Raw genomic sequence first — 23,305 nt, 5'->3', positions numbered from 1 at the left:
TAGGCGCGTGGCGTCCGTTCGTAAAATATATGCATGACACGATTTCCATATTTCACGGATATACCGCGATGGAGTTGAGACACCTGCGCTATTTCCTCGCCGTGGCCGAGACGGGTTCGGTCACGCGCGCCGCCGAACAGCTTGGCATTCAGCAACCGCCGCTATCGCAGCAACTGAAAGCGCTGGAGATCGAACTGGGCGTGACCCTGTTCGATCGTCAGCCGCGCGGCGTAGCATTGACCCCAGCCGGCACCGCGCTACATGCCGATGCAACCGATCTCTTCGCGCGGATCGAGCAGATGCGCGCCCGCATGCAGCGCATGGCGCGTGGCGACGAAGGGTCGCTGTCGATCGGCTTTACGAGTTCCGCTGCCGCGCACAAGCTCACGCCGGAAGTCCTGCGCGCGTGCCGCCGTCAGTTTCCGCGCGTCGCGCTGACGCTGACCGAATGCAATGCCGCCGAAGCCATCGAGCGACTGGCCGATGGTTCGCTGGACGCCGCATTGCTGCGTGCGCCGGTATCGCATCCGGAAGGCGTGCGCTTCGATCTGTTGCTCGAGGAAGAGATGGTGATTGCGCTGCCGCTCGATCATCCGTTGCTGCGCCGACGTGCGCTGCGTGGCGAGGGTGCTGCAGACCCGGTATCGCTCAGCGAACTGGCGGCAGACCCGTTCATCCTGGTTCGCCGTCCTGGCGCACCCGGCATGTATGGCGATCTGCTGCGGGAATGCGAAGCGCTGGGCTTTACGCCACGCATCGGCGCGGAAGTGAGTCGCATGCTGACGAACCTGAATCTCGTGGCGGCTGGCGCGGGGGTCAGCGTCGTGCCCGCGTCGATGGCAGGACTGAATCGCCATGGCGTGGCGTACTGCCGCATGGTCGAAGCCGATCGCTTGCGCGCGCCGCTGACGCTGGGCTATCGCGAGCATCATGACAACGCGGCACTGGCCGCGCTTGTGACACTGACCCATCGCATCGCCACACGTCATCGCAAGAAAGCAGAACCGCCAGAGCTTTGATGCTTCGAAAAAAATGAAGGGCAGGGAGCCATATGCGCCCTGCCCTTCCTTTGCCATGCATCACTCAATGCAGCACACCAAACTCCAGTTTTCCGGTGGACGTGCCTGTCAGCAAGCCGCTGCCATACAGATATGACGCAACCACGCCACCTGTGGCCCCGATCACGCCCGGCACCGGCGTGTTGTAGGTCAGCGTGCCCGACACACCGTTGCGCACGATGGTTGTTCCCGACAGATCCGCCGCGACCTGCGCCCCATCGGTGGCCTGTACGCGATACGCACCATCGGCCGCTCCGGCCAGCAATCCCGACGCCGCCTGCTTCGCATACACGTTCATGCCGTAGGCCGTGGTCGAGCGCGTGAGGATCAGAGGCACCGGCGTACCATTGACGATGCCGCTGATCAGCGACCCGCTCAACACGCCGTTAGCTGCCGCGATGGTGCCGCCCACAAAGTAGTCGAACGCCTGCCGCGTGGCATTCCACACGATGTAGCCCTTCGTCGTGTTCGTGCAGTTGGCGTCGTAGACGATGTATCCGCCGGTCGCGTTGGCTGCGCACGTTTGCCACGTGGCCGCCGAGGAACGCAGCCGAGCCGAAGCGTTGACCGTGGACACCGCACCATTGGCAACCGCCGTCTGGATGCCGTTCACGTTATAGATATCCGCCACCGCCGTGTAGTCGGCGGATACGTTCTGGAATGCGATCAACGGACGGAACGTGGCGCCCGATGCGGCCCGCACACCCGCCGACAGCAATCCGCCGCCGCCCAGCGTGAACTGCGCGCCGTTCTCGTCGCTGCCATAGGTACAGCCACCCTGTGACACGAGCTGCCCCGTGATCGCCGTGTTTGCCGCGCGCTGCAGGCTGGCGTCGATGGTCACCGTGTATTGCAGCGTCACCGGATCGATGCGCACCGACAGTTCCTCGCCATCGGTATTGCCGCCCTTCCACGTCGTGGGCGTCGAAGGCATGTTCAGGCATGACTGCACGATGCCGGACGCGCCTTCGCACGTGTAGTTGACCGCTGCATCGGCACTGCCCGTGCCCTTGTACTTCGGCCACGATGGATACAGGCACAGCGGACGCGTACGTCCATAGGTGCCTGCATTCGTATCCATCACTGTGCGCGTGCCCGGTGCAGCGCCCAGTTCGACCCAGTTCTCCAGCGCAGTCAGCGAGTTCCACGCCGGCAGGAAGCTGCCCGTGCCATGGCCCATGCCCGGCACCGTATAGAAGCGGATACCTTGATCGACCGCCGTCTGTCCCACGCGACCGATCACGGCCTTGTACCAGGCAATCGTCGAATTGGGACTGATCACTTCATCGGCCAGGCCATGCAGCAGGATCAGGCGTCCACCTTTACCGAGAAACGCGGAGAGATCGGGATTGGTCGCGTCGGTCAGTGCCGACACGGTCTGCACCCGCGAGGTCCAGCTACCGGGGCTGGCTGGATCGAATGTCAGCGCATCGAACGTGGCATTGCGCGTGACGAAGTACTTCACCCACTGGTCGCCAGTGAGGTACATGTTCGCATCGGCAGTGGTTGCGGGATTGCCCGGCACGGGACGCGTGCCGAGGTCTCGCGACGTGAACGGTCCCGCCACCAGCGCCCCTTCCAGAATGTTGTAGCCGCCCGCCACCGTCACGCCATTGGCCAGCGGATAGTTCAACTGCAGCGGCTGCTCGATGGTCTTGACGGTGGCGATCTGCGCATCGGAGAGACAGGTATCGCCGGTATCAGTGCCACCCGCGCAGCGCAGGCTTTGCAGTACCTGCAGCGCACCTACGCGACAGCCTTCCACGTTGCTCACCACGCGATCGGCCACACCATCGAGCGTATCGCAGGCGTCCATGGCGGCCTTCTGCACGAGCAAGGTCTTGTTGATATTGAGCCAGCCCGTGCCACCGTTCAGATAGAGCGCGCGACCCAGTGCCACGTTGGACAGCCGTGTACCGGTGTAATTGAGTGCGGGCTCGTTGGCGATCACCCCATCGTAGTCCGCCGGCCAGCGCTGGATATAGCTCAATGCATCGCGCCCGCCCGTTGAGGTCCCCAGGAAGTAAGCCTTGGTAAGCGCCTTGCCATAGCGCTGCGTAATCAGCGCGATGGCCACATCATGGGTCTTCTTGAGCGTGTCGCCACCGTAGTTGGTCAGGGCCTCGTCGTTGGTGGCAAAGCGGCCATCGGTGATGCTCGTGCTCTGGTGGCCGGAATCGTCGCCCCAGGTTGCATACCCACGTGCCAGCGGCGCGGGATCATCGGGCAAGGCAAAGCGCACAGTCTCGGTGCCGTCGATCAGCGTGCCGTCGAATCCGCCGCCGCCGAACTGGATGCCCTTGCCATTCCACTGCGTCGGCAAGTTGACCGCGAAATTGATGTTCGGCGATGCCGGGTCCACCGGCGCAATCGCGCCGCGCACCTGGCAGTACTCGCCCAGCGCATTGCCGCTGGCGTTCTCCGCAATCAGCGTCGCACCCGTGACCGTGGCGCCGCCCGTGGCCAGCGCAAGGCTCGACGCCGCGATACTGACGCCGTTCAGCGCATTGCACGCATCGAGTGCGCTCAGTGCAGGCTTGTCCGGCGTCGGCGTGCCGCTACCTGTGTCGCCCTGCCCTGCGCCGTTGTTGCCGCTGCCACTATTCGATGCAGCCGGCGCGTCGTCGCCACCACCGCATGCCGTCAATGCCAGCGTAGCGGCACATATCGCGGCCAGCAGCCATGGCTGCCGCCGCCCAGGAATTTGGGTTGTCATGTTCGTCTCCTCCAGTGCAGCCGATACTTTTGCCGGCGTGCTGGAGCGAGACGGTAGCACCGCGTTGGGGCTACGTAAAATATATGCCGGATGCGGTATTCATACTTATGAAATATGCCTCATCGCGGCAATCCCACATAGTTCTCCGCAAGCGATCGGCACGCCGCTTCGGAACCCACGAGGTAATCGAGTTCGGCTTGCTGGATGCGGCGCGCAAAGACGTCGGCGTCAGGAAAGCTATGCAGCAGTGACGTCATCCACCACGAGAAGCGTTCGGCCTTCCAGATGCGGCGCAGGCATGTCTCCGAATACTGGTCGAGGCCGTGCGCATCGCCTTGCTGATAGTGCGCGATCAATCCATCGGCGAGATACAGCACGTCGCTGGCGGCGAGGTTCAGTCCTTTGGCGCCGGTGGGTGGCACGATGTGCGCGGCGTCTCCGGCGAGGAACAGCCGGCCGTATCGCATCGGCTCGCAGACGAAGCTGCGTAGCGGTGCGATGCTTTTCTCGATGCTGGGTCCGGTGATCAGTGCGTCTGCGGCTTCGGGATCGAGGCGGCTGCGCAGCGTGCCCCAGAATCGTTCGTCGGACCAGTTCGCGGCCTGCTCGGTGGAGGGCACCTGCACGTAGTAGCGGCTGCGCGTCATCGAACGCATGCTGCACAGCGCGAAGCCGTCCGGATGGCTGGCGTAGATCAGTTCGTCCGCAACGGGCGGGGTATCGGAGAGCACGCCGAGCCAACCGAATGGATAGACGCGTTCGAAAATCTGCTTCGCAGGTGCGGGCACGCTCGCACGGCTGACACCGTGGAAACCATCGCAACCGGCGATGAATTCGCATGGCACGGTATGCGTGACGCCGTCTTTGCGATATTGCACGCTCGGCCGGCTGCCATCGAAATCGTGCAGCGACACGGATTCGGCCTCGTACACGATGGGCATGCCAGACGCCTGGCGCGCGGCCATGAGATCGCGCGTGACTTCGGTCTGGCCGTACACCGTGACATCGCGGCCGATCAGCGCATGAAAATCGATGCGGTGCCGCGTGCCGTTGAACGAAAGTTCGATGCCGTGGTGCTTCAGTCCCTCTTCTTGCAACCGCGCGGCCACGCCTGCGCGCTCCAGTGCTTCCACGGTCGTACATTCGAGAATGCCGGCGCGGATGCGGCCCAGCACGTAGTCTGCACTGCGTTGCTCGATGATGAGGTTGTCGATGCCCGCGACAGTCAGCAACTGGCCGAGCAACAGGCCGGCGGGGCCGGCGCCGACAATTGCTACGCGCGTGGCATGGGTTCCATGGGGGGCCATGGCGTGTCTCCTGTCTTGTTGTTATGGTGCGCGCCCCGCTCTATGTCGGCGAGGCTACGTGGTACTGCCCGTGGGTCAGCGCGTCCCGCCCTCGTCACCGAGAATTTCCTGCGCCAGATGGAAAGCCGAATTCGCAGCGGGCACGCCGCAATAGATGCCCGTTTGCAGCAGCACTTCCTTGATCTCGTCGCGTGTCACGCCGTTGTTGGCCGCCGCACGCAGATGCAGCTTCAGTTCCTCGGAACGATTCAGCGCCACCATCATCGCAATCGTGATCAGGCTGCGCGTATGGCGCGGCAGGCCGGGACGCGTCCATATCTCGCCCCATGCGTAGCGCGTGATCAGGTTCTGGAATTCCTCGGTCAGCGGGGTGAGCCGTTGGAGCGAGCGATCCACGTGCGCGCTGCCCAATACGTCGCGGCGCACCGCGAGGCCCGCTGCGTAGCGCGCCTTGTCGTCGCGAATGGGCGCTTGCGTTGGCGCCGCTTCCGCGTGCGGCGCGCTGCCGGAAGATGATGGTTCGATGTGCGATGCGACCGACGCCGTGCGATGTCCACGTCCATTGCGCCACGCCTTGACTGCCGCATCGGCAAACCGCATCGACTGCCCCGCGTAATGCGCAGGGTCTGCAAGACGATCCAGCGTGGCGTCATCGAGCAGACCGGCGTGTTTCGGATCTTCCGCGAGCGTCCTGGCCAGCGCATCACGCAGCGTGCTGCCCTCATCCACCGCGCGACGCGAAGCACGCTCCACCACATGGTGTGCGGCAAGCCGTCCGATATGTCGGCCAAGTTCGAGCATGGCGGCCTCGCCAAGAATCAGGCCACGCGTGATATCGAGATTGGCGCGCATGCGTGCCGCATCCACCTGCAGGCCGCTCACGACCTCGCCCATCTGTCGCAACGCGCCTGCGGCCAGCGCCACGATCTGCGGCAGCGTGTCCCACTCGGCCTGCCAGCCGCCCAGCGCGCGCTCGTGCTCCTGCGTCATGCCCGCCAGCATCGTGGCCACCAGTGGCGGCACGCGCACGGCAGCGGTCAGCACCGCCGCGCAACCCACCGGATTGCGCTTGTGCGGCATGGTGCTGGAGCCGCCGCGACCCGGCGCGGCGGGCTCGCTGACTTCCGCGATCTCGGTTTGCATCATCAGCGAGATGTCGCGCGCCATCTTGCCCAGTGTGCCGGTCAGCATGCCGAGCGTACTGGCAACTTCGACCAGACGATCGCGATGCGCATGCCATGGCAGCGTCGGCAATTCGAGTTGCAAGGCTTGCGCGAATTGCGCAGCCACGGCGGGCGCATCATCGCCGAGGCTGGCCAGCGTGCCCGCCGCGCCGCCAAATTGCAGCACGCGTGCCTGCTGGCGTGATGCATCGAGCCGATCGCGGTCGCGTCGCAGCGCGTCGAGCCATCCTGCTGCTTTGAGTCCGAACGTCATCGGCAGTGCATGCTGCAGCCAGGTGCGTCCCACCATCGGTGTGGCGCGATGCGCGGCGGCCAGATCCGCGCAGGCATCGCCAAGCGTCGACAGGTCGTTGTCTAGCGCGTGCAGTGCCTGCATCAGTTGAAGGACCAGCGCGGTATCGATGATGTCCTGACTTGTGGCACCCCAGTGGACGTAACGCGCGGCATCGGCATCGCGCTGCGCCACGGCCGCCGTCAGTTGCTTCACGAACGGGATGGCGAGGTTGCCAGCCGCCACCGCGTCGATCGCGAGCTGATCCGCATCGATGGGATCGGCGGCGCAGACCTCTGCAATCGCCTGCGCCGCCTGCTGCGGAATCACGCCGCAACACGCTTCGGCGCGCGCGAGTGCGGCCTCGGTATCGAGCATGGCGCGCACCGTGCCTGCATCGGAAAACGCCGCGAGTACGGCGGGACTGCCAAACATCGGATCGGTCAGGCGGGAGTACGTGGGCATCGTCGTGTCGTGGCGTGTCGTGGCGTGTCGTGGCGTGTCGTGGCATCAGGGCGGTGCGCCGATTGTGAGGGATATTGCGCTGCGGGTATCTTCGGGCGATCCCTCGTCAGATGTCGAAAAACACCGTCTCGCCCGCGCCCTGCAGCACCACGTTCCAGCGGTAGTGACCGGCATCTCCCTCGGCAACCAGCGTGTTGCGCCGCGCTGCTGGCACGAGCGAAAGGACTGCGTCCGCGTTATTGGCCTCGACCTCGTCGGAGAAATACAGGCGTGTGGCGACATGCTTGACCAGTCCGCGCGTAAAGACCGACACCATGATGTGCGGTGCCTGCGGGCGCCCATCGATACCGGGCACGGCGCCCGGCTTCACGGTGACGAACCGGAACTCGCCATCGGGACCCGTCGGCACGCGGCCAAACCCGGTAAAGCCAGCAACAAGCGGTATCTCTCGCGTATCGTCAACGTGGCGATAACGGCCCGCCGGATTGGCCTGCCAGATCTCGATCATGCCGTCAGGCACGGGATCGCCCCGGCCATCGGTCACGTGGCCTTCGATCACGATGCGCTGCGTGGCAAGCTCTGGCGCATCGGCGGTCAGGTCCGCGCAGTTGAGCCCCGTCAGGCCGATATGAAGATACGGTCCCACGGTCTGGGATGCGGTGGCGTACAGCATGGCTTACTCCATCGGCGTGGCATCGCGGCCACGCAGCACGATATCGAAACGGTAGCCCAGGGCGTACTCGGGCGCGGTGGTCTCCCAGTCGAACGTGGCAACCAGACGGTTGCGCGCTTTCTCGTCGGGCACGCACTGGAAGATCGGATCGAACGCGAGCAGCGGATCGCCCGGGAAATACATCTGCGTCACGAGCCGCGTGGCATACGCATTGCCGAACAGCGAGAAGTGGATGTGCTGGGGCCGCCAGGCATTGTGGTGATTGCGCCAGGGATACGCACCTGGCTTGATCGTCTTGAACTGGTAGTTACCGTGCGCATCGGTGATGGTGCGGCCCTCGCCCGAGAAATGGGGATCGAGCGGTGCGTCGTGCTGGTCGCGCTTGTGCGTATAGCGTCCGGACGCATTGGCCTGCCAGATCTCGATCAGCGCGTTAGGCACGGGGCGGCCGTTCTCGTCGAGCACGCGGCCGGTGACGAGCATGCGCTCGCCAATCGGTTCACCGCCATTGCCAACGGTGAGGTCGTTATCCCCTTCACGCACGAATTCCGGGCCGAACGTGGGACCGGTCACTTCGGACAGCGACTGCGGCAAGCCGATCAGCGGCTGGGCCGGCGCGCGCAGTTGTGTCGATCCATAGGGCGGATACAGGTATTCGGGTTGGGTGTCCCAGTAGGGCTTGCGGTACTGGGCCGGACGATCGGAGCGAGGGGGCATCGCTGTCTCCGTGAGGTGGATGTGGGGGCGTTGGACGAAGACTGTAAGCAACGCAGGAATTCATGTAAATTGAGTTTTTGAGTAATTAGCATGAATTTTAATTATGAAAACCTCGCCGCCGCCCGATGCCTTTCTCAGCCGTATCCGTCTGCGGCATCTGCATTGCTTTGTCGCGGTGGCGCAGGCGCAGCACCTTGGCCGTGCAGGTGAACGGCTGGGTCTGACGCAGCCCGCCGTGTCCAAGACACTGACCGAGCTGGAGGAACTGGTTGGCACGCGACTGCTGGTGCGCCAGCGTGCCGGCACCGATCTCACGGCGGCCGGCATGCGCTTCCTGCGCCATGCCTTGCGGATTCTCGAAGATCTGGATGCGGCAGCGCAGAGCTTGTCCGGCGATGCGTTGCGTCACGAACGCATCCGCGTGGGCGCGCTGCCGAGTATCGTGCCAGCGCTGCTGATCGACGCCGTTACCCGCTTCCGCAGCAGCCACGCGGACGTGGCGCTCGCCGTGCAGACCGGCATGAACCGCACGCTGATCGACTTGCTCAAGGCCGATGTGCTCGATGTGGTGATCGGCCGCCTGGACGATCCTGCCGCCATGGAAGGGCTATGGTTTGAATCGCTGGCCGGCGAGCCGCTGGTGCTGGCCGTGCGCGCCGGACATCCGCTGGTTACGCACGCGCGCCCCACGATGCACGATGTGCTGGCGCATCCGATGGTGGTGCCCGCCATGGGTTCCATTCCACGCCACAGCACCGAAAGCCTGCTCGCGCGGCATGGGCTGACGCTGCCGGAGGGTTGCCTGGAAACCGCCGATGCCTACCTGAGCCAGCTCGTCACGCTGCGCAGCGACAGCGTCTGGGCCGCGCCGTTGTCTGCCACGCGGCTGGCGGTGGCCGATGGTGACATGACGTTGCTGCCCATCGCCACGCCCGGCACCGAGGAACCCATCGGCCTGCTGCGCCGGAGCGACCGCACGCTCGAACCGGTGGCGGAAGCGTTCGTCGACACCATCCGGACCATCGCTGCGCGCCAGCCTGACTGATCCCGGCTCTGTTTTTTCTCCCCTCTCCCACTGGCATGGGAGAGGGGAGCGCATAGCGACGGGTGATGTCATTTACGACGCGCTCGGTTCGCCCTCCTCCCGCGACAACAAATCGTGCAAAGGACGTGCTACCGTTGCGCAGGACTGGCAGTCACGTTGCGGCGCACTCTCTTTGACCAGCACATCGCTTCCATGGCTTCGAGCAACCCTTCGGACAACCTCGCAGGCAATCTCTTCCTGATCGGCTTCATGGGCGCCGGCAAGACGACCATTGGCCGGACGGTTGCGCATTTGCTCGGCCGTCCGTTCTTCGACACCGACCATGAGATTGAAGCCCGCTGCGGCGTGCGCATTGCCACGATTTTCGAGCTCGAAGGCGAAGAAGGCTTCCGGCGTCGTGAAACGCGCGTTTTGGATGACCTGACCCAACGCAGCGGCATCGTGCTGGCCACCGGCGGTGGCGCCGTGCTGCGGGCCGAAAACCGCGACATGTTGCGCACGCGCGGCCATGTGGTGTATCTCGATGCCACGGTGCAGGAGTTGTGGCGACGCACGCGGCGCAACCGCAATCGTCCGCTGCTGCAGGTGGAAAACCCGCGCGCCCGGCTCGAATCCATGTTCATGGAGCGCGACCCGCTCTATCGGGAAACCGCCCACGTCATCATGCCCGCGCACAGCGGCAGCGTGGCGCAGGCCGCCGCCAGCGTGCTGGCCCAGCTTGGCTTTGTGGACTGCGGCACCGCGCACGACGCAGCGCCCAGCGACTAGCCGGCAGGCGGAAACGTTGAACTTTGCAGCCGGCACCCGGCTCTGACCGTGGATGACAACCGTGGAGAGTGACGCCATGCGCGCTGCATCCGTGCCGCACGCCAGCCCGCGAACTGAACCGGCCCAACCGAATGCAGGCGTCGATGCGGCGGCGCAGCAAACCCGGCCGGCGCCATCGGGCGGCCATCCCTCTCATTGCCACGCGCACGCCCCGTCGATCACCCACCTGCCGTGCCCCGATCCGTCCGTGCTGCCGGGCTGCGCGGCATGCGATGCGCTGTCGCCCGCTGAGCGCTATGAAGAATTGTTCGTCGATGTGCAGGCCAGTGGCCTGTTCGCGGACAGCAAGACGTTTCCCGATTGCGTGCCGCTGGATGCGCCGGAAGCCATCCTCGCGCGCTATCGTGCCCAGCGCGATACGCCGGATTTTTCGCTGGAAGCCTTCGTCGGTGCGCACTTCGAGCGCGAGACCGTGCCGGATTCCCATTACGTGTCGCACCCCGAGCACTCGCTGCGCCAGCACATCGACGACCTCTGGCCGGTGCTGACACGCGAGCCAACCGAACATCCGCCGATGTGTTCGCTGCTGCCGCTGCCCGGTCCTTATGTCGTGCCCGGTGGCCGCTTCCGCGAACTCTATTACTGGGATTCGTACTTCACGATGCTGGGCCTGTCCGCCAGTGGGCGACACGACCTGCTCCGCCCGATGGCCGATAACTTCGCCTATCTGCTCGACACGTATGGGCATGTGCCAAACGGTACGCGGTCCTACTACCTGAGCCGTTCGCAGCCGCCGGTGTTCTCGCTGATGATCCAGTTGATCGATGACCTGGAAGAAGGCGCCGAAACCGCCCTGCGCTACCTGCCCCAACTAAAACGCGAACACGCGTTCTGGATGGACGGCAGCACGCATCTGCAGCCCGGCTGTGCCCACCGGCGCGTGGTGTGCCTGCCCGATGGCACATGGCTCAACCGTTATTGGGACGACCGCGCCCATCCGCGCGAGGAGGCCTATCTGGAGGATGTGGAAACCGCGCGGCGCAGCGGCAGGCCCGCCCACCTGGTGTTTCGCGACCTGCGTGCAGCCGCCGAATCGGGCTGGGATTTCAGTTCGCGCTGGTGCGAACCCGTGGCCTTGCAGGACACCCCCGATCTCGCCACCATCCGCACCACGGCCATCCTGCCCGTGGATCTGAACGCGCTGCTCTGGCACGCGGAATGCCGCCTGGCGGAACTTTGCGACATGGCCGGCACGCCAGACGAAGCGACACGCTATCGCGACGCAGCATCGCACCGACAGCAGGCGATGAACGATTTCATGTGGGACGAAGGTTCCGGCGCGTTTCTCGATTTCGACTGGCATTGCCACGCCATACGGCCACACCTGACCGCGGCCACGCTGATGCCGCTGTTCGTGGGACTCGCCAGCACGGAACAGGCCGCTCGCATGGCCGCGATGATCCCGGCGCGATTGCTCGAAGACGGCGGACTGGCCACCACGGAAGTGCGCTCGGCCGAGCAGTGGGACCGGCCCAATGGTTGGGCACCGCTGCAGTGGATCGCCATCGCCGGACTGCGCCGCTATGGCTACGGCGCGCTGGCCGACGACATCGCTCATCGATGGCTCTGCACGGTGTCGAACCTCTACACGCGCGAGTACAAGCTGGTGGAAAAGTACCGGTTGGTGCGACGCCATCCGCATAGCGCCGAAGGCGGCAGTGGTGGCGAATACCCGCTGCAGGATGGATTCGGATGGACCAACGGCGTGGTCAGCGCGCTACTGGCGTGTTATCCGGAGCATCCGGCTCGACATAGCCAGGCGGGCAGGCCGGAGACTGCCGACTAAGCGTCATGGCGCGACCTCGTACGATGCATCAAGCCCTCGCGCCCCTGCCAACGCCTCGCGTTTGGAACCCGATTCTTTTGTTCGGAATGCTCACGCTGCGCGGCGCATGATTCGTGCGGCACCGCACATACGCCAATACCTCATGTGAGTTATTGGCGCTCGGCGCTGGCAACGTCACACTTGCCGCAGGGTCACTCGACACGACCCCAAACGACTTGGCAACTCTTACTGCCCCGACGATCCCGCGCGTCGGGGTATTTCTTTTAGGCGAAGGGTTTTGTGCAGTAGGTTCCGGGCCACCCGCCTATGAGACGATCCTCAAAATCGCATGACGACCGTCCACAGTGCAAGGTGCTCGAAGACTGGCTCCAGGCGATGCAACGTCACTACGGGCGCAACGTCTTGAGCGTCGACGCACGCGTGGTCGAGACTCTGCAGATCGCTAGTTCAGCAGATTGCGGCACCCGCCATGAGCTTCCCCGCCCTACGCGTCCGCCCAACGCCGTAGCAGGTTGTGATAAACGCCCGTCAATCCAATCACGGACTCGTGGTCCTGCCCGATGGTGTCCGCAACCTGGCGCAGTCGATTGTCGAGGTCGAACAGCAGTGCGCGTTGGCCATCGTCGCGCACCATGCTCTGGATCCAGAAGAAGGACGATACCCGCGCGCCGCGCGTGACTGGCGTGACGTGGTGAACGCTGGTGGCCGGGTACAACACCATGTGGCCGGCGGGCAGCTTCACGCGTTGGGGTCCGAAGGTGTCTTCGATCACCAGTTCGCCGCCGTCGTATTCCTCGGGTTCAGTGAGAAACAACGTGGCGGAGAGATCGCTGCGGATGCGGAAATCCGTGCCGCCCAGGTAGCGGATGGCGTTGTCCACGTGCTGGCCGAATGTCTGGCCGCCTTCGTACCGGTTGAACAACGGCGGAAAGACCTTGAGTGGCAGCGCGGCGGAGAAGAACAGCGCACTGTTGGCGAGCGCGTCCTGAATGAACCCGCCCAGTTGCTGTGCCACGGGCGAGGACTCTGGCAACTGCAGGTTGCGCTTGGCCAGCGCGGACTGGTGGCCCGAGGTGAGGTTGCCATCCGTCCAGTCCGCGGCGTCCATCAGCGCGCGGCAGTCGGCAACCTGGGCTTTGGACAGGACGTCCGGAATGTGCAGCATCATGATGGGAAAACCAGAACCCCGGGAGTAACCCCGGGGTATGTCGACTTAGAAGCGGAAGTTGGCCGTCAGCATACCAAAGCGGCCCGCGCCCAATGCGGCATAGTGGGCGGCGAATGCCTTGGTGTAGTACGTCTTGTTCAGCAGGTTCTGGACGTTCAGCTGCAGCGTCAGGTTCTTGTTCACGCGATACGCGGCCATGGCATCGAAGCGCCAGTACGACGGCACGTACAGCGAGTTGGCCGCGTTGCCGTAGACCTGGCTGACGTAGTAGGCGCCGCCGCCCACGGTCAGGGCCGGAAGGACCTGGTAGGTCGACCAGAGGCTGAAGCTGTTCTTCGGCGTGTTCGGGAACTGGTTGCCGTTGTTGGCGGCATTCGCCGCGACGGGGCCGTTGTTCTTGAGTTCGCTGTCCAGGAACGTATAGCCGCCGAACAGGTTCCACTTTTCGGTGACGCTACCCGCAAAGCCCAGTTCGAAACCACGCACCTGCTGCTTGCCCACGTTTTGCGTGGTATTGGCATCGACGGCCACGCGTGCGTTGTCCTTGTCGATCTGGAACACGGCACCCGTCAACGAGAGGCGGCGACCAAGCAGATCCCACTTGGTACCCAGTTCCCAGGCGCGGCTGCGCTCGGGGTCGAGGTTCTGGATCTGCGCGGAGAGGTTGTCGGAGCCATCGCCGTTGGACGTGCCCGGTGGCGTCGATGCCGTGCCGTAGGACACGTAGATGCTGCCGAAGTCCACGGGCTTGTAGACGATGCCGGCCTGGTAGTTGAAGAAATTCGCGTTGTTGCCGAGGTTCACCGCCGCCACCGATGCGCCGGTGTTCGGGTTGATGTAGGCCGGCGTGGCGGAGGTGGTGCGGTAGCTGTCGTAGCGGATGCCGCCGTTCACGAGCCACTGCTTGGTAATCTCCACCGTGTCGAACAGGTAGACCGCGCGCGTATCGGTCTTGGTCTTCTGCGTGTAGCCCATCTTGCCGACGCGGCCCGTCCAGACATCGCCCGGGTTCGGGTTGTACAGGTTCGTGCAGTCCCCGCTGGCCAGCAGCGACGCATTGCAGGTGTTGCCCGCACCGCCGCCCGGCACCACGTTGTACGGGGTGTTATCGGTATCGTCGCGACTGAACTCGAAGCCGAACAGCATCGAGTGCTTGAGGCTGCCGGTATCGAACTTGGCGATGAAATCGGTCTGGTTGATCAGCGAATCGGTGCCCGAATCGCGATTCTTGCTGCTGCGATAGACGTAGCCACGCGCCACGTTGCCACGACTGTCGTCGGGGTTCGTGACGATGTAGTCGTTGGTGCTGCGGCCCCAGCGCGTGGTGTTGCGGAACGTCAGCTTGTCGCTGAACGCGTGTTCGAAGATGGCCGTGCCGATATCGGACTGCGTGTGCTGGAAGTCGCGATCGACCAGACCATAGAAGTTGTTGCGGTTCACGTTGGCCGGGCCGGCCGGGTTGGCCTTCGACGACTGCGCAGCCGGACGCGCATACGGGATGCTGTAGTCCGGCATGTTCTGGCCCTGCAGGTGGTAGTACGACAGCGTGAGCTTGGTCGGGCTGTTCAGGCCGAACGTGACCGACGGCGCGAAGCCCCACGAGTGGCCGCCCACCGCCTCGCGGCCCGGCGTGTTGGCATCCTGGGCCATCGCGTTCAGGCGCAGGCCGGTGTTGTCGTTGAGTACGTAGTTGCCGTCGAGCGTGGCGCGCTTGTACGCATCGGTGCCAATACCGAACGAACCCTGCACGAAGTTCTCCTTCGTCGGCAGCTTGGTCACGATGTTGATCAGGCCACCGACCGAACCCTTGCCGCCGTAGGCCGAGCTCGGCCCCTTGATGACCTCGATGTTCTCGATGTTGAACGTATCGCGCGTTTGCGAACCGGCGTCGCGCACACCATCCACGAAGATGCTGCTGCCGGAGTCGAAGCCGCGAATGAACGGACGGTCGCCAATCGGGTTACCGCCCTCGCCCGCGCCGAATGTGATACCCGGCGTAGTACGCAGTGCATCCTGCAGGGAGTTCGAGCCCGATTGCTGGATCACTTCGGCGGGCACCACCGTCACGGACTTTGGCGTGTCGAGCAGCGGTGCAGTAAATTTCGGAGATTCGGCCCTGTCGACCTTGTAGCCATCCTCACGGGCAGCTTTCACAGTCACGCCTTGCAGTTGCTGAACCGGGCTGGCCTTGGCCGTGGTGGCCGGCTTGGCTTCCTGGGCCGCAGCCCCATGCATGGCCATGGCGGCCATCGGGCCGGCGAGCGCCGTCACCAGCACATTGGGCCGGAACACCTCCGAATACTTGCTCATTACTCTCTTCCCCGTGGATTGCTTGTGTGGATACCGTCACGCGTCGTCAGTGGTCATCACTGATCGCCGTATCGGCATCCGAGGGCGCTGAACGCGGCTTTCCTCGGGGCGCGATTGTATGGAGGCGTCACTAAAACCTCAAATACGAATCATTCTTATAATCATCCGTATGTGTAGCGGCGCCTTCATCACAATCTGACCGATCAGATGTCTTCTGTCGGCAACTGCTCGGGATCGTTGATTCATCCGTTTGTAATCGTCTTGTAATGTTCGGTAACAAACCGTGTACGGAACGCGACAGGGACCGCATTACACGTATGGGACGAAGGGGCATCGAACGCGGCCCCGTGCGTGACAGGACACCAAAACAGGCAGATTCGAAAGTGTCTGACCACTACACTTACGACTTTGCAACCTTGCTGCTGCCCTGATCGCATCGTGTCTGCCGTTACGCTCGCCTCCGCCCCTTTCCTGACCGACTTCCGCGCCGATCCCGCACCGGCTCATGACAACCCGCGCCCCGACCGGCTCGTGAACGGCAACCCCGACCGAACGACGTGGACGCACTACAGCGCCAGTCAAGGCGATTTCGATTGCGGGATCTGGGCGTGCGAGCCGGGCGCCTGGCGGATTGCATTTCCCGCAGGCAAGGAAGAGTTTTTCCATGTGATCAGCGGCCGCCTGCGCATCACCCGCCACGACGGCGACGCCCGCGAGTTCGGGCCGGGCGATGCCTGCGTGATTCCCGCTGGCTTCGAAGGCGTATTCGAGGTGATCGAGCCCGTGCGCAAACATTTCGTCGTCATCGACCGCAACGCGGGGTAGTTCGCTCCGCAGGAGACTGCCATGTCCGTGAACAGGTTCTTCGCCATGCTGGGCGCCGCTATCGCATCCTGGCTTGTTCCTGTTGCACCGGTCACTGCCGCGACCCCATCACCGTCTTTCGATTGCCGAAAGGCCCAGGGCGAGGTCGAGACACTGATCTGCAAGGACGACACCCTTGCCCGGCTCGACCGCGAAACCACGCGGCTGTATGGGCTTGCACTCGATGCGCAGTCCTTGCCGAAGTCTCAGAAGAAGCAACTGATCGCCGGGCAACGTGGCTGGATCAAGGGCCGCGATGCCTGCGCGAACGCCGACGACGCACGGGCCTGTACGGTATCGACGTATCTGGAACGGATCTACACGTTGCGGCACAGCTATGCCGGCGCGCGTCGGCAGGACGGCAAGGGCATCAGCCGCGGCCCCTTCAATATTCGCTGCGAAGGGTTGGACGCGGTGATCAGCGGCACGTTTATACAGACCGATCCCGGTTATGCGTATCTGCGCTGGCTCGACCAGCAACTGGTGCTGCCCCAAACACGCGCTGCGTCTGGCGCGCGGTATGCCGCCACATTGAAGGATGGCGACGCACTGTTCTGGGACAAGGGACCGGATGCGCAACTGGTGATACCGGGCAAGCCGGAGACGAGTTGCCGGGTGGAAATGTCGGGAGTGTAGCCGGCGACGCGTTTGGTTTGCTCCCCTCTCCCATTGACATGGGAGAGGGGAGCGCATAGCTACGGGCGTTCGCCTTTACGTGGTGCTTGCCGTCTCCCCAGCCCATCGCCGGATCTGATCTACCGTCTGCATCTCCGTCTCACACACCACCGTGCCGATTTCCCGCGCCCAGTAGCGTTCCGATCCATCGGCCATACGCCACGCGTGAAGCCGCCGTGTGAATAGCTGCAAATCGTATTCAGCGGTGATACCCAGCGCGCCATGTACGGCATGCGCAGCCGCGCTAACTGATGTCACAGCATCGCTGGCGTTGAACTTGCCGATAGCCGCGTGCATCCGGTCCGGTTGCCAGCCTTCGCCCGAACATGCGATCTGCGCCGCCATCCGCACGGCCGCCACTTGCTCCGCCATCGTACTGATCTGGTGCTGGATCGCCTGGAATTTGCCGATGGAGCGCCCGAACTGCGTGCGGTCGTTGGCGTACTGGAGCGTGAGGTCGAACACGCGCGACATCGCGCCAGCCATCAACGCCGTGTGCAGGGTCGCACCGATGGTCCGCAACAAGCCGTGCGGCAGCGGGAACGACATTGACGGCTTTCCAGCAATGCTCACTGTCAGGTCACCATGCACGCCTGTCGATTGCATCGTGGCATCGTCACGCGCCAGCAACCATGCGACATCCCCGCGCTGAACGAGAAACCACGCAGCACTCGCCCCGTCGGCAACATGCGTGCGAGGTACATCTTCTAACGTAGCAAGTGCGATGGGTCCAGCAGGAATCTCGTGGCCCGCAGCATGCAGCACCGCGCGCGCGAACATCGTCTGCGCCAGTGGCAATGGCAACGCGTACTGCCCCATCGCCATCAGCATCGGCAGCACATCGGCCAACGACAACCCAGCATCGGGCAGCAGGCTGTCAGCGAAACCACTCTCGTGCAGCGCATCCCATAGCGTCGATGCCGATCTGCCACCCTCGATGTCTCGCACCACCGCTGGCGTGCAGGCATCACGCAGCAGCGCTTCCAGGGCATCCGAATAGACGTTTTCCATGACAAGTCCCCGTTAACGCAGGCCGAGCCCGCGCGCGATCATGCCGCGCAGGATCTCGCGGGTGCCGCCGCGCAGCGAATAGGTCGGCGAAATCTGGCTGATGTACGCGCAGGTGCGATACAAGTCGGCATCGGCAGCCAGCACCGGATCATCCCCGAGCGCCGCTTCCGCCAGCGCGCCAACCGCCTGTTCGAGTTCAGTGCCAAGGTCCTTGACCACCGCTGCCTCGATCAGCGGACTTTCGCCCGCGGCCAGCCGCGCGGTGACTGCCAGCGACATCGCACGCAGCACGGCCAGCCGGCCCACCACCCTGCCAATGGTGACGGTATCGCGCTGCACAGCCGGCAAGCGACGCAGCGCGGCAATCCATGCATCCAGCAGCACCACGCTCGAATACAGCCGCTCGGGCCCGCTGCGCTCGAAGGCGAGTTCAGCATTGACCTGTTCCCAGCCAGCGCCTTCCTGCCCCACCAACGCATCGGCGGGCAGCATCACATCGTCGAATGCAACCTCCGAGAAATGCGCGTCGCCTGCAAGATCGTGGATCGGTCGAACACTCACACCCGGCGCGGACAGATCGACGATGACTTGCGACAGGCCCTTCTGCCGATCCTCGGGCTGCCCCGAGGTGCGCACCAGTGCCAGCATGAACTGGCAGCGATCCGCATTGGTCGTCCAGATCTTGCGGCCATTCAGGCGCCATCCACCCTCGCACGGCGTGGCGCGCGTGGTCACGCTCGCAAGGTCGGAGCCTGCGTTGGGCTCGCTCATGCCGATGCAGAAGAATGCCTCGCCCCGACAAATGCGCGGCAGGTAGAAAGCCCGCTGCGCATCGGTGCCATAGCGCAGGATCAGCGGACCGCTCTGCCGATCCGCAATCCAGTGCGCGCTCACCGGCGCGCCGCAGGCCAGCAATTCCTCCACGAGCACAAAGCGCGAAAACGCATCGAGCCCCGCGCCGCCGTATTGCGCCGGCAGCGTGATGCCAACCCAGCCGCGCTGCGCCAACGCGCGGCTGAATGTTGCATCGAATCCCATCCACGAACGTGCGCGACGGTCGGGCGGCAGATCGGGAAGATGGTCGCGCAAGAATGCCTTGACCTCGCCCCGAAACGCCGAGGCTTCTCGCGGCAGCGCTGTCAGGGCGAACGTGTCAAACAGGGAACGCAAGATCGATCTCCTTCCAGGGAATGCGGTCGGTCAGTCCAGCGTCACGCCAGTGTCCTTGACGACCTTGCGCCACCGCTCCAGTTCCTGGGACAGATACGTCCCGTAGGCTTCGGGCGACGACCCGCGCGGTTCAGCCCCTTGCGCGGCCAGGCTGGCGCGCACGTCCGACGATGCCAGCGCCTTCAGCACAGCACCGTTGAGCCGACGCACGATATCTGGCGGCGTTTTTGCGGGAACCATCATGCCCTGCCACGCGCCCACCTCGAAGCCCTTCAGACCAGACTCGGCGAGCGTCGGCACATCCGGCAACTGTGCGCTGCGGGCGCTGCTGGTCACTGCCAGCGCCTTCATGCGCTTGTCCCGGATAAACGGCAGCGACGAGTTGATCGTGTCGGTCATGAACTGCACCTGTCCGCTCGCGAGGTCGGTCAGCGCCGGCGCGCTGCCCTTGTACGGCGCGTGCACCGCTTCGATGCCATTGGCCTGCAGGAACAGGAACGCGGCGAGATGGGTCACGTTGCCGTTGCCGGCGGAGCCATAGGTCATCTTGCCGGGATTGGCCTTGAGCCACGCCACGAACTCGGGCACGGTGTTCGCCTGCACCTGCGCATTGACTTCGAGCACCAACGGCACGTTGGCAGTCAGCGCCACGGGCAGCAGGTCGCGCTTCACGTCGTACGACAGCTTCTTGTAGAGCGCGGGACTGAGCGCGATGGACGACGTGTTGTACAGCACCGTGTAGCCATCGGCCTGCGCCTTGGCCACGATCTCGTTGCCGATGTTGCCGTTCGCGCCGGGACGGTTGTCCACGAGCACCGTCTGGCCCAGATCCTCCGACATCTTCTTGGCGATCACGCGCGAGACGAGATCGGTGGGACCGCCCGGCGGGAACGGCACGACCAGCCGAATAGGACGATCAGGGTAGTCTGCTGCCAACGCGGCTTGCGGCAGTAGGGCTACGGCAACGCCGCACGCGGCCACCGCTCGCAACCATTTGCGGCGCAGCGCGATGGGTTGGGGATGCCTGGCATTCTTGCTCTGTATTGGCATGCTTGTGTCTCCTCCGGGTGAATCCGTTAGCTGGCTAGCGCCCAGCCAGCAGCCGCCGCGCCGTGTACGTCATCACCAGTTCCTGTCGCTGGTTGAACACCTCGATCGATGAATCGACCACTGCACGGCCGCTCTTCGACGTTGGACGAATGCCGGTCACGGTGATGCGGGCATGGATGGTGTCGCCCACCAGTACGGGGCCGAGGATCTTCTGCGTCAACTCCAGCATCGCCAGCCCCGTGCCCTGAATCATCGTTTGCAGGATGAAGCCTTCGATCAGCGAATACGTCAGCGCCGCCGGCACCGGGCGCCCCTTGATCGCACTCCCCTCGTAGCCTTCCTCGATGAAGATTGCTTCGAGCATGCCTGTCACCGAAATGAAATTGACGAGATCGGTCTCGGTCACGGTGCGGCGGAAGGTCTCGAAAACCTGTCCTTCCTGAATGTCCTGCCAGTAAAACCCCTGCCCCAGTCGTTGCGGCTGCGTGCTCATGTCCCCTCCTTGATGGATTCTTGATGGATGCGTGTTCAGCCGCCCAATGCGGCAATCTCTTCGTCACTGAGTCCTACGCCGCCCAGCACTTCGCGCGTGTGTTCGCCAAGCCGCGGCGGCACGCTGGCGCGTGCGCGTTCGCCATCGAATCGCACCGGTGCGCCGGGAAAGCGCAGCGTGCCCATGGCCGGATCGCTTACCTGATCGAAGAATCCGGTGGCGCGCAGATGCGGATCGTCCACGAGTTCGTCGAGACCGTTCACGCGTGCCACCGGTATCTGCAGCGATTCGCAAACGTCGATCCACGCATCGGTGGTCCGCTCGCGCACCAGTTCGCCAGTGATCTCGTAAAGCGTTTCGATATGGCGCGTACGTGCCGCGATATCGGCAAAGCGCGCATCGGTCGCCAGATCGACGCGGCCTGCGGATTTGAAGAAGTCGCGCCAGTGCGCGTCGGTGTACGGCATCATGCAGACGTAGCCATCGGCGGTCTGATAGGGGCGGCGCAGCGGCGCCAGCACGCGCGGATAACCGGCCTGCGCGCGTGGCGGCTCGAAGTGCTGGCCGTACAGATGCTCCACGAGGTTGAACGCCACCATCGACTCGAACATCGGCACTTCCACCATGCCGCCCTTGCCGCCATTGCGCTCGCGTCCAGCCAGTGCCGCGCTGATCGACAGTGCCGCAACCAGCCCGCTGGTCTTGTCCGCAGAGATCGTCGGGAAATAGCGCACGGTGCCGGTCTGCGCCGCCATCAGTGCGGCATTGCCGCAGAGTCCCTGGATGATGTCGTCATAGGCGGGCCGGCCCCCGTAGGGCCCCTCTTCCGCGAAACCGAGCAGGCTCACGTAGATCAGTTGCGGATGCCGCGCCATCACGCTCGTCGGGTCGAGATCGAGCTTGCCGAGTTTTTGCGGACGCATGCTGTGCAGGAAGACATCGGCGGTTTCCAGCAGCTTGTGCAGCGCAGCCTGTGCGGCGGGCTGTTTGAGGTTCAGCACCACGCTTTTCTTGCTGCGATTCACGCCGAGGAAGATCGCCGACATGCCCTCCTCGGTGGCTGGCCCGGTGCGGCGTGTGGAGTCGCCCTCGGGCGTCTCCACCTTGATCACTTCGGCGCCCAGATCAGCCAGCCACTGGCTGGCGTACGGCCCCATCACAACCGTCGAGAGGTCCACTACGCGAATTCCGGCCAGGGGCAACATGCCTGGGTCTCCTTGTTTTTTCTAGGGGTTCCGAAGACCACAGCCTATGCCCGGCAGTCAATCGTGTCTAATATTAGTTTTTTAGTAACCGATATCCGCTGTATATCACCATGGATCTACGTCAGCTCCAGCAGTTTGTCGTCCTCGCCGAAACCGGCAACTTCCACCGCGCGGCAGAACGGCTGCATATGGCGCAGCCGCCGCTGTCGATCTCGATCCGCAAGCTGGAAGCATCGCTGGGCACGCCGCTGTTCGTGCGCACCACACGCGGCGTGCGGCTGACGCAGGCGGGCGAGGCCGCGCTCGACGATGCGCGCCGGGCACTCTTCCACGCCGATCAGGCGCGCGCCGCCGCGCTGTCTGCCGCACATGGCGAACGTGGCGCGCTGCGCATCGGCTTTGTCGGCTCGGCCACTTATGCGCTGCTGCCGCGCCTGATTCCCGCCTTTCGCGGCGAACACCCCGGCATCGAGCTGATCCTGCATGAGTCCACCTCGGCGTCGATCCTCGAACGCATCGAACAGGGGCAGCTCGATGCCGGACTCGTGCGCTTTCCCATCCTGAGCAGCGGACCATTTGCACTGATGCCACTGGAGTCCGATACGTTCGTCGCCGCCGTCCCGGCCGAAAGCCGCTTCGCCAGGCAGGATCGCATCGCGCTGAAGGCGCTGGCCAACGAGCCGTTCATCATGCATCCCGGCGCCGATGTGCCCAACCTGCGCGCCGTGGCAATGCTGTTGTGCCAGCAGGCGGGCTTCGTGCCGAAAATCGCGCAGGAAGCCGTGCAGGTGCAGACTATCGTCAGCCTGGTGGAGAGCGGCCTTGGCGTGGCACTGGTGCCCGGCGTGGCCGCGCGCTATACCAATCGGCGTGTGCGCTTTCTGCCGCTGTCGAGCCCGCGCCCGGCTGCCGCCATCGGCATCGCGCTGGCCACGAAGGAGGACACCGATGATCGCCACGTGCTGCGCTTTGTTGCTGCGGCGCAGAAGATTGCGAAGGCCGGGGGATAGCGGACATCGCGGGAAAGTGCGTATTCCCCCACAACCGTTCACGACGGCGGAATCGAACTCGCTGTTGAACTCGCTGTTGAACTCGCTGTTGTCGAATTTATTGATATCGGCGGAAAACTTCTTCACATCACGGCCTGATCCAATCGTCGCGCCGCCGGAGGCTGCGCGCCGCCTGCGAAGTCGCGCAGGCATCGCACGGTCAGTGGCAGAAAAGTCCGCATCTCCGGACGGGTGCATGTCTTGACACTCCTGCTCCGGGTTTCTTTAATGGGTTACGCATCACCGGCGCTCGTGCCGGG

General features: G+C 64.1%; 19 protein-coding genes and 1 pseudogene. 7 read left to right on the top strand and 13 right to left on the bottom strand.

Annotation, left to right across the window (positions count from 1 at the left end; genetic code table 11):
- The first annotated feature begins 68 nt into the window (after window positions 1-68).
- Entirely contained in the window at window positions 69-1,019 is a 951-nt protein-coding gene (locus tag FFS21_RS20035; protein WP_137926535.1) for a LysR family transcriptional regulator, read from the top strand.
- Window positions 1,020-1,083: 64 nt separating this feature from the next.
- Here FFS21_RS20035 and FFS21_RS20030 read toward each other — a convergent pair whose 3' ends face one another.
- From FFS21_RS20030 to pcaH, 6 genes and pseudogenes are all read right to left on the bottom strand, one after another.
- Complete coding sequence (locus tag FFS21_RS20030; protein WP_137926534.1) at window positions 1,084-3,774, bottom strand: tannase/feruloyl esterase family alpha/beta hydrolase; 2,691 nt, start codon at window positions 3,772-3,774, stop codon at window positions 1,084-1,086.
- 119 nt (window positions 3,775-3,893) lie between these two features.
- The gene (gene pobA / locus FFS21_RS20025) at window positions 3,894-5,081 is read right to left on the bottom strand and encodes a 4-hydroxybenzoate 3-monooxygenase (protein ID WP_137926533.1); all 1,188 of its coding nucleotides are present in this window, start codon (window positions 5,079-5,081) and stop codon (window positions 3,894-3,896) included.
- A gap of 75 nt (window positions 5,082-5,156) precedes the next feature.
- A complete protein-coding gene (gene pcaC, locus FFS21_RS32535) occupies window positions 5,157-5,546 on the bottom strand; it encodes a 4-carboxymuconolactone decarboxylase (RefSeq protein WP_171020453.1) in 390 nt (129 codons plus the stop codon).
- Between the two features lie 81 nt (window positions 5,547-5,627).
- A pseudogene (locus FFS21_RS20020) lies at window positions 5,628-7,001 on the bottom strand (3-carboxy-cis,cis-muconate cycloisomerase); the annotation flags it as partial.
- Between the two features lie 106 nt (window positions 7,002-7,107).
- Entirely contained in the window at window positions 7,108-7,674 is a 567-nt protein-coding gene (pcaG, locus tag FFS21_RS20015) for a protocatechuate 3,4-dioxygenase subunit alpha (protein WP_137926532.1), read from the bottom strand.
- Window positions 7,675-7,677: 3 nt separating this feature from the next.
- On the bottom strand, window positions 7,678-8,391 hold the full coding sequence (gene pcaH / locus FFS21_RS20010; protein ID WP_137926531.1) for a protocatechuate 3,4-dioxygenase subunit beta: 714 nt from the start codon (window positions 8,389-8,391) through the stop codon (window positions 7,678-7,680).
- 103 nt (window positions 8,392-8,494) lie between these two features.
- Between pcaH and FFS21_RS20005 the strand changes: the two genes are divergently transcribed.
- The 3 genes from FFS21_RS20005 (at window position 8,495) to treF (ending at window position 12,050) form a co-directional block, all read left to right on the top strand.
- Window positions 8,495-9,436, top strand: coding sequence for a LysR substrate-binding domain-containing protein (locus FFS21_RS20005; protein ID WP_137926530.1), 942 nt, complete (start codon window positions 8,495-8,497; stop codon window positions 9,434-9,436).
- Window positions 9,437-9,628: 192 nt separating this feature from the next.
- Window positions 9,629-10,204: a shikimate kinase gene (locus FFS21_RS20000; protein ID WP_237380585.1), complete on the top strand. Its 576-nt coding sequence runs from the start codon at window positions 9,629-9,631 to the stop codon at window positions 10,202-10,204.
- 76 nt (window positions 10,205-10,280) lie between these two features.
- The gene (gene treF, locus FFS21_RS19995) at window positions 10,281-12,050 is read left to right on the top strand and encodes an alpha,alpha-trehalase TreF (protein WP_137926529.1); all 1,770 of its coding nucleotides are present in this window, start codon (window positions 10,281-10,283) and stop codon (window positions 12,048-12,050) included.
- Window positions 12,051-12,534: 484 nt separating this feature from the next.
- On the opposite strand, the gene FFS21_RS19990 is transcribed toward treF, so the two are convergent.
- Both FFS21_RS19990 and FFS21_RS19985 read right to left on the bottom strand, forming a co-directional pair.
- Window positions 12,535-13,218: a Fe2+-dependent dioxygenase gene (locus tag FFS21_RS19990; RefSeq protein WP_137926528.1), complete on the bottom strand. Its 684-nt coding sequence runs from the start codon at window positions 13,216-13,218 to the stop codon at window positions 12,535-12,537.
- 45 nt (window positions 13,219-13,263) lie between these two features.
- Window positions 13,264-15,468: a TonB-dependent receptor gene (locus tag FFS21_RS19985; protein ID WP_502705187.1), complete on the bottom strand. Its 2,205-nt coding sequence runs from the start codon at window positions 15,466-15,468 to the stop codon at window positions 13,264-13,266.
- Window positions 15,469-15,966: 498 nt separating this feature from the next.
- On the opposite strand from FFS21_RS19985, the gene FFS21_RS19980 reads away from it, so the two are divergent.
- Together FFS21_RS19980 and FFS21_RS19975 are read left to right on the top strand one after the other, a co-directional pair.
- Complete coding sequence (locus tag FFS21_RS19980; protein ID WP_137926526.1) at window positions 15,967-16,353, top strand: cupin domain-containing protein; 387 nt, start codon at window positions 15,967-15,969, stop codon at window positions 16,351-16,353.
- Between the two features lie 21 nt (window positions 16,354-16,374).
- The gene (locus FFS21_RS19975) at window positions 16,375-17,028 is read left to right on the top strand and encodes an MliC family protein (protein WP_249359505.1); all 654 of its coding nucleotides are present in this window, start codon (window positions 16,375-16,377) and stop codon (window positions 17,026-17,028) included.
- A gap of 75 nt (window positions 17,029-17,103) precedes the next feature.
- Here the strand turns inward: FFS21_RS19975 and FFS21_RS19970 are convergent, their stop codons facing one another.
- Genes FFS21_RS19970 through FFS21_RS19950 form a run of 5 tightly spaced genes read right to left on the bottom strand, consistent with a single transcriptional unit; the run spans window position 17,104 to window position 21,996 of the window.
- Window positions 17,104-18,078, bottom strand: coding sequence for an acyl-CoA dehydrogenase family protein (locus FFS21_RS19970; protein ID WP_137926525.1), 975 nt, complete (start codon window positions 18,076-18,078; stop codon window positions 17,104-17,106).
- Window positions 18,079-18,090: 12 nt separating this feature from the next.
- Window positions 18,091-19,248 (bottom strand): acyl-CoA dehydrogenase family protein, encoded by a 1,158-nt coding sequence (locus FFS21_RS19965; RefSeq protein WP_137926524.1) that lies wholly within the window; start codon window positions 19,246-19,248, stop codon window positions 18,091-18,093.
- A gap of 30 nt (window positions 19,249-19,278) precedes the next feature.
- Window positions 19,279-20,298: a tripartite tricarboxylate transporter substrate binding protein gene (locus FFS21_RS19960; RefSeq protein WP_137926523.1), complete on the bottom strand. Its 1,020-nt coding sequence runs from the start codon at window positions 20,296-20,298 to the stop codon at window positions 19,279-19,281.
- A gap of 34 nt (window positions 20,299-20,332) precedes the next feature.
- A complete protein-coding gene (locus FFS21_RS19955; RefSeq protein ID WP_137926522.1) occupies window positions 20,333-20,791 on the bottom strand; it encodes a MaoC family dehydratase in 459 nt (152 codons plus the stop codon).
- A gap of 35 nt (window positions 20,792-20,826) precedes the next feature.
- Window positions 20,827-21,996 (bottom strand): CaiB/BaiF CoA transferase family protein, encoded by a 1,170-nt coding sequence (locus FFS21_RS19950; protein ID WP_137926521.1) that lies wholly within the window; start codon window positions 21,994-21,996, stop codon window positions 20,827-20,829.
- Between the two features lie 110 nt (window positions 21,997-22,106).
- Here FFS21_RS19950 and FFS21_RS19945 point away from each other — a divergent pair, with 110 nt between their 5' ends.
- Window positions 22,107-23,006, top strand: coding sequence for a LysR family transcriptional regulator (locus tag FFS21_RS19945; protein ID WP_137926520.1), 900 nt, complete (start codon window positions 22,107-22,109; stop codon window positions 23,004-23,006).
- The last annotated feature ends 299 nt before the right edge of the window (window positions 23,007-23,305 follow it).

It is taken from the genome of Cupriavidus sp. 2SB (assembly GCF_005503625.1).
GTDB lineage: Bacteria > Pseudomonadota > Gammaproteobacteria > Burkholderiales > Burkholderiaceae > Cupriavidus.
The sequence above is the reverse complement of the archived record's forward strand: the minus strand, read 5'-3'. Positions and strand labels throughout refer to the sequence as shown.

Coding starts and splice junctions, on each gene's coding strand:
- FFS21_RS20035 (WP_137926535.1), top strand. CDS start 69: ATGGAGTTGAGACACCTGCGCTATTTCCTCGCCGTGGCCGAGACGGGT.
- pcaG (WP_137926532.1), bottom strand. CDS start 7,674: ATGCTGTACGCCACCGCATCCCAGACCGTGGGACCGTATCTTCATATC.
- FFS21_RS19990 (WP_137926528.1), bottom strand. CDS start 13,218: ATGATGCTGCACATTCCGGACGTCCTGTCCAAAGCCCAGGTTGCCGAC.
- FFS21_RS20005 (WP_137926530.1), top strand. CDS start 8,495: ATGAAAACCTCGCCGCCGCCCGATGCCTTTCTCAGCCGTATCCGTCTG.
- pcaH (WP_137926531.1), bottom strand. CDS start 8,391: ATGCCCCCTCGCTCCGATCGTCCGGCCCAGTACCGCAAGCCCTACTGG.
- FFS21_RS19945 (WP_137926520.1), top strand. CDS start 22,107: ATGGATCTACGTCAGCTCCAGCAGTTTGTCGTCCTCGCCGAAACCGGC.
- FFS21_RS19970 (WP_137926525.1), bottom strand. CDS start 18,078: ATGGAAAACGTCTATTCGGATGCCCTGGAAGCGCTGCTGCGTGATGCC.
- pobA (WP_137926533.1), bottom strand. CDS start 5,081: ATGGCCCCCCATGGAACCCATGCCACGCGCGTAGCAATTGTCGGCGCC.
- FFS21_RS19955 (WP_137926522.1), bottom strand. CDS start 20,791: ATGAGCACGCAGCCGCAACGACTGGGGCAGGGGTTTTACTGGCAGGAC.
- treF (WP_137926529.1), top strand. CDS start 10,281: ATGCGCGCTGCATCCGTGCCGCACGCCAGCCCGCGAACTGAACCGGCC.
- FFS21_RS19975 (WP_249359505.1), top strand. CDS start 16,375: ATGTCCGTGAACAGGTTCTTCGCCATGCTGGGCGCCGCTATCGCATCC.
- FFS21_RS19950 (WP_137926521.1), bottom strand. CDS start 21,996: ATGTTGCCCCTGGCCGGAATTCGCGTAGTGGACCTCTCGACGGTTGTG.
- FFS21_RS20030 (WP_137926534.1), bottom strand. CDS start 3,774: ATGACAACCCAAATTCCTGGGCGGCGGCAGCCATGGCTGCTGGCCGCG.
- FFS21_RS20000 (WP_237380585.1), top strand. CDS start 9,629: ATGGCTTCGAGCAACCCTTCGGACAACCTCGCAGGCAATCTCTTCCTG.
- FFS21_RS19985 (WP_502705187.1), bottom strand. CDS start 15,468: ATGGCCGCCATGGCCATGCATGGGGCTGCGGCCCAGGAAGCCAAGCCG.
- FFS21_RS19960 (WP_137926523.1), bottom strand. CDS start 20,298: ATGCCAATACAGAGCAAGAATGCCAGGCATCCCCAACCCATCGCGCTG.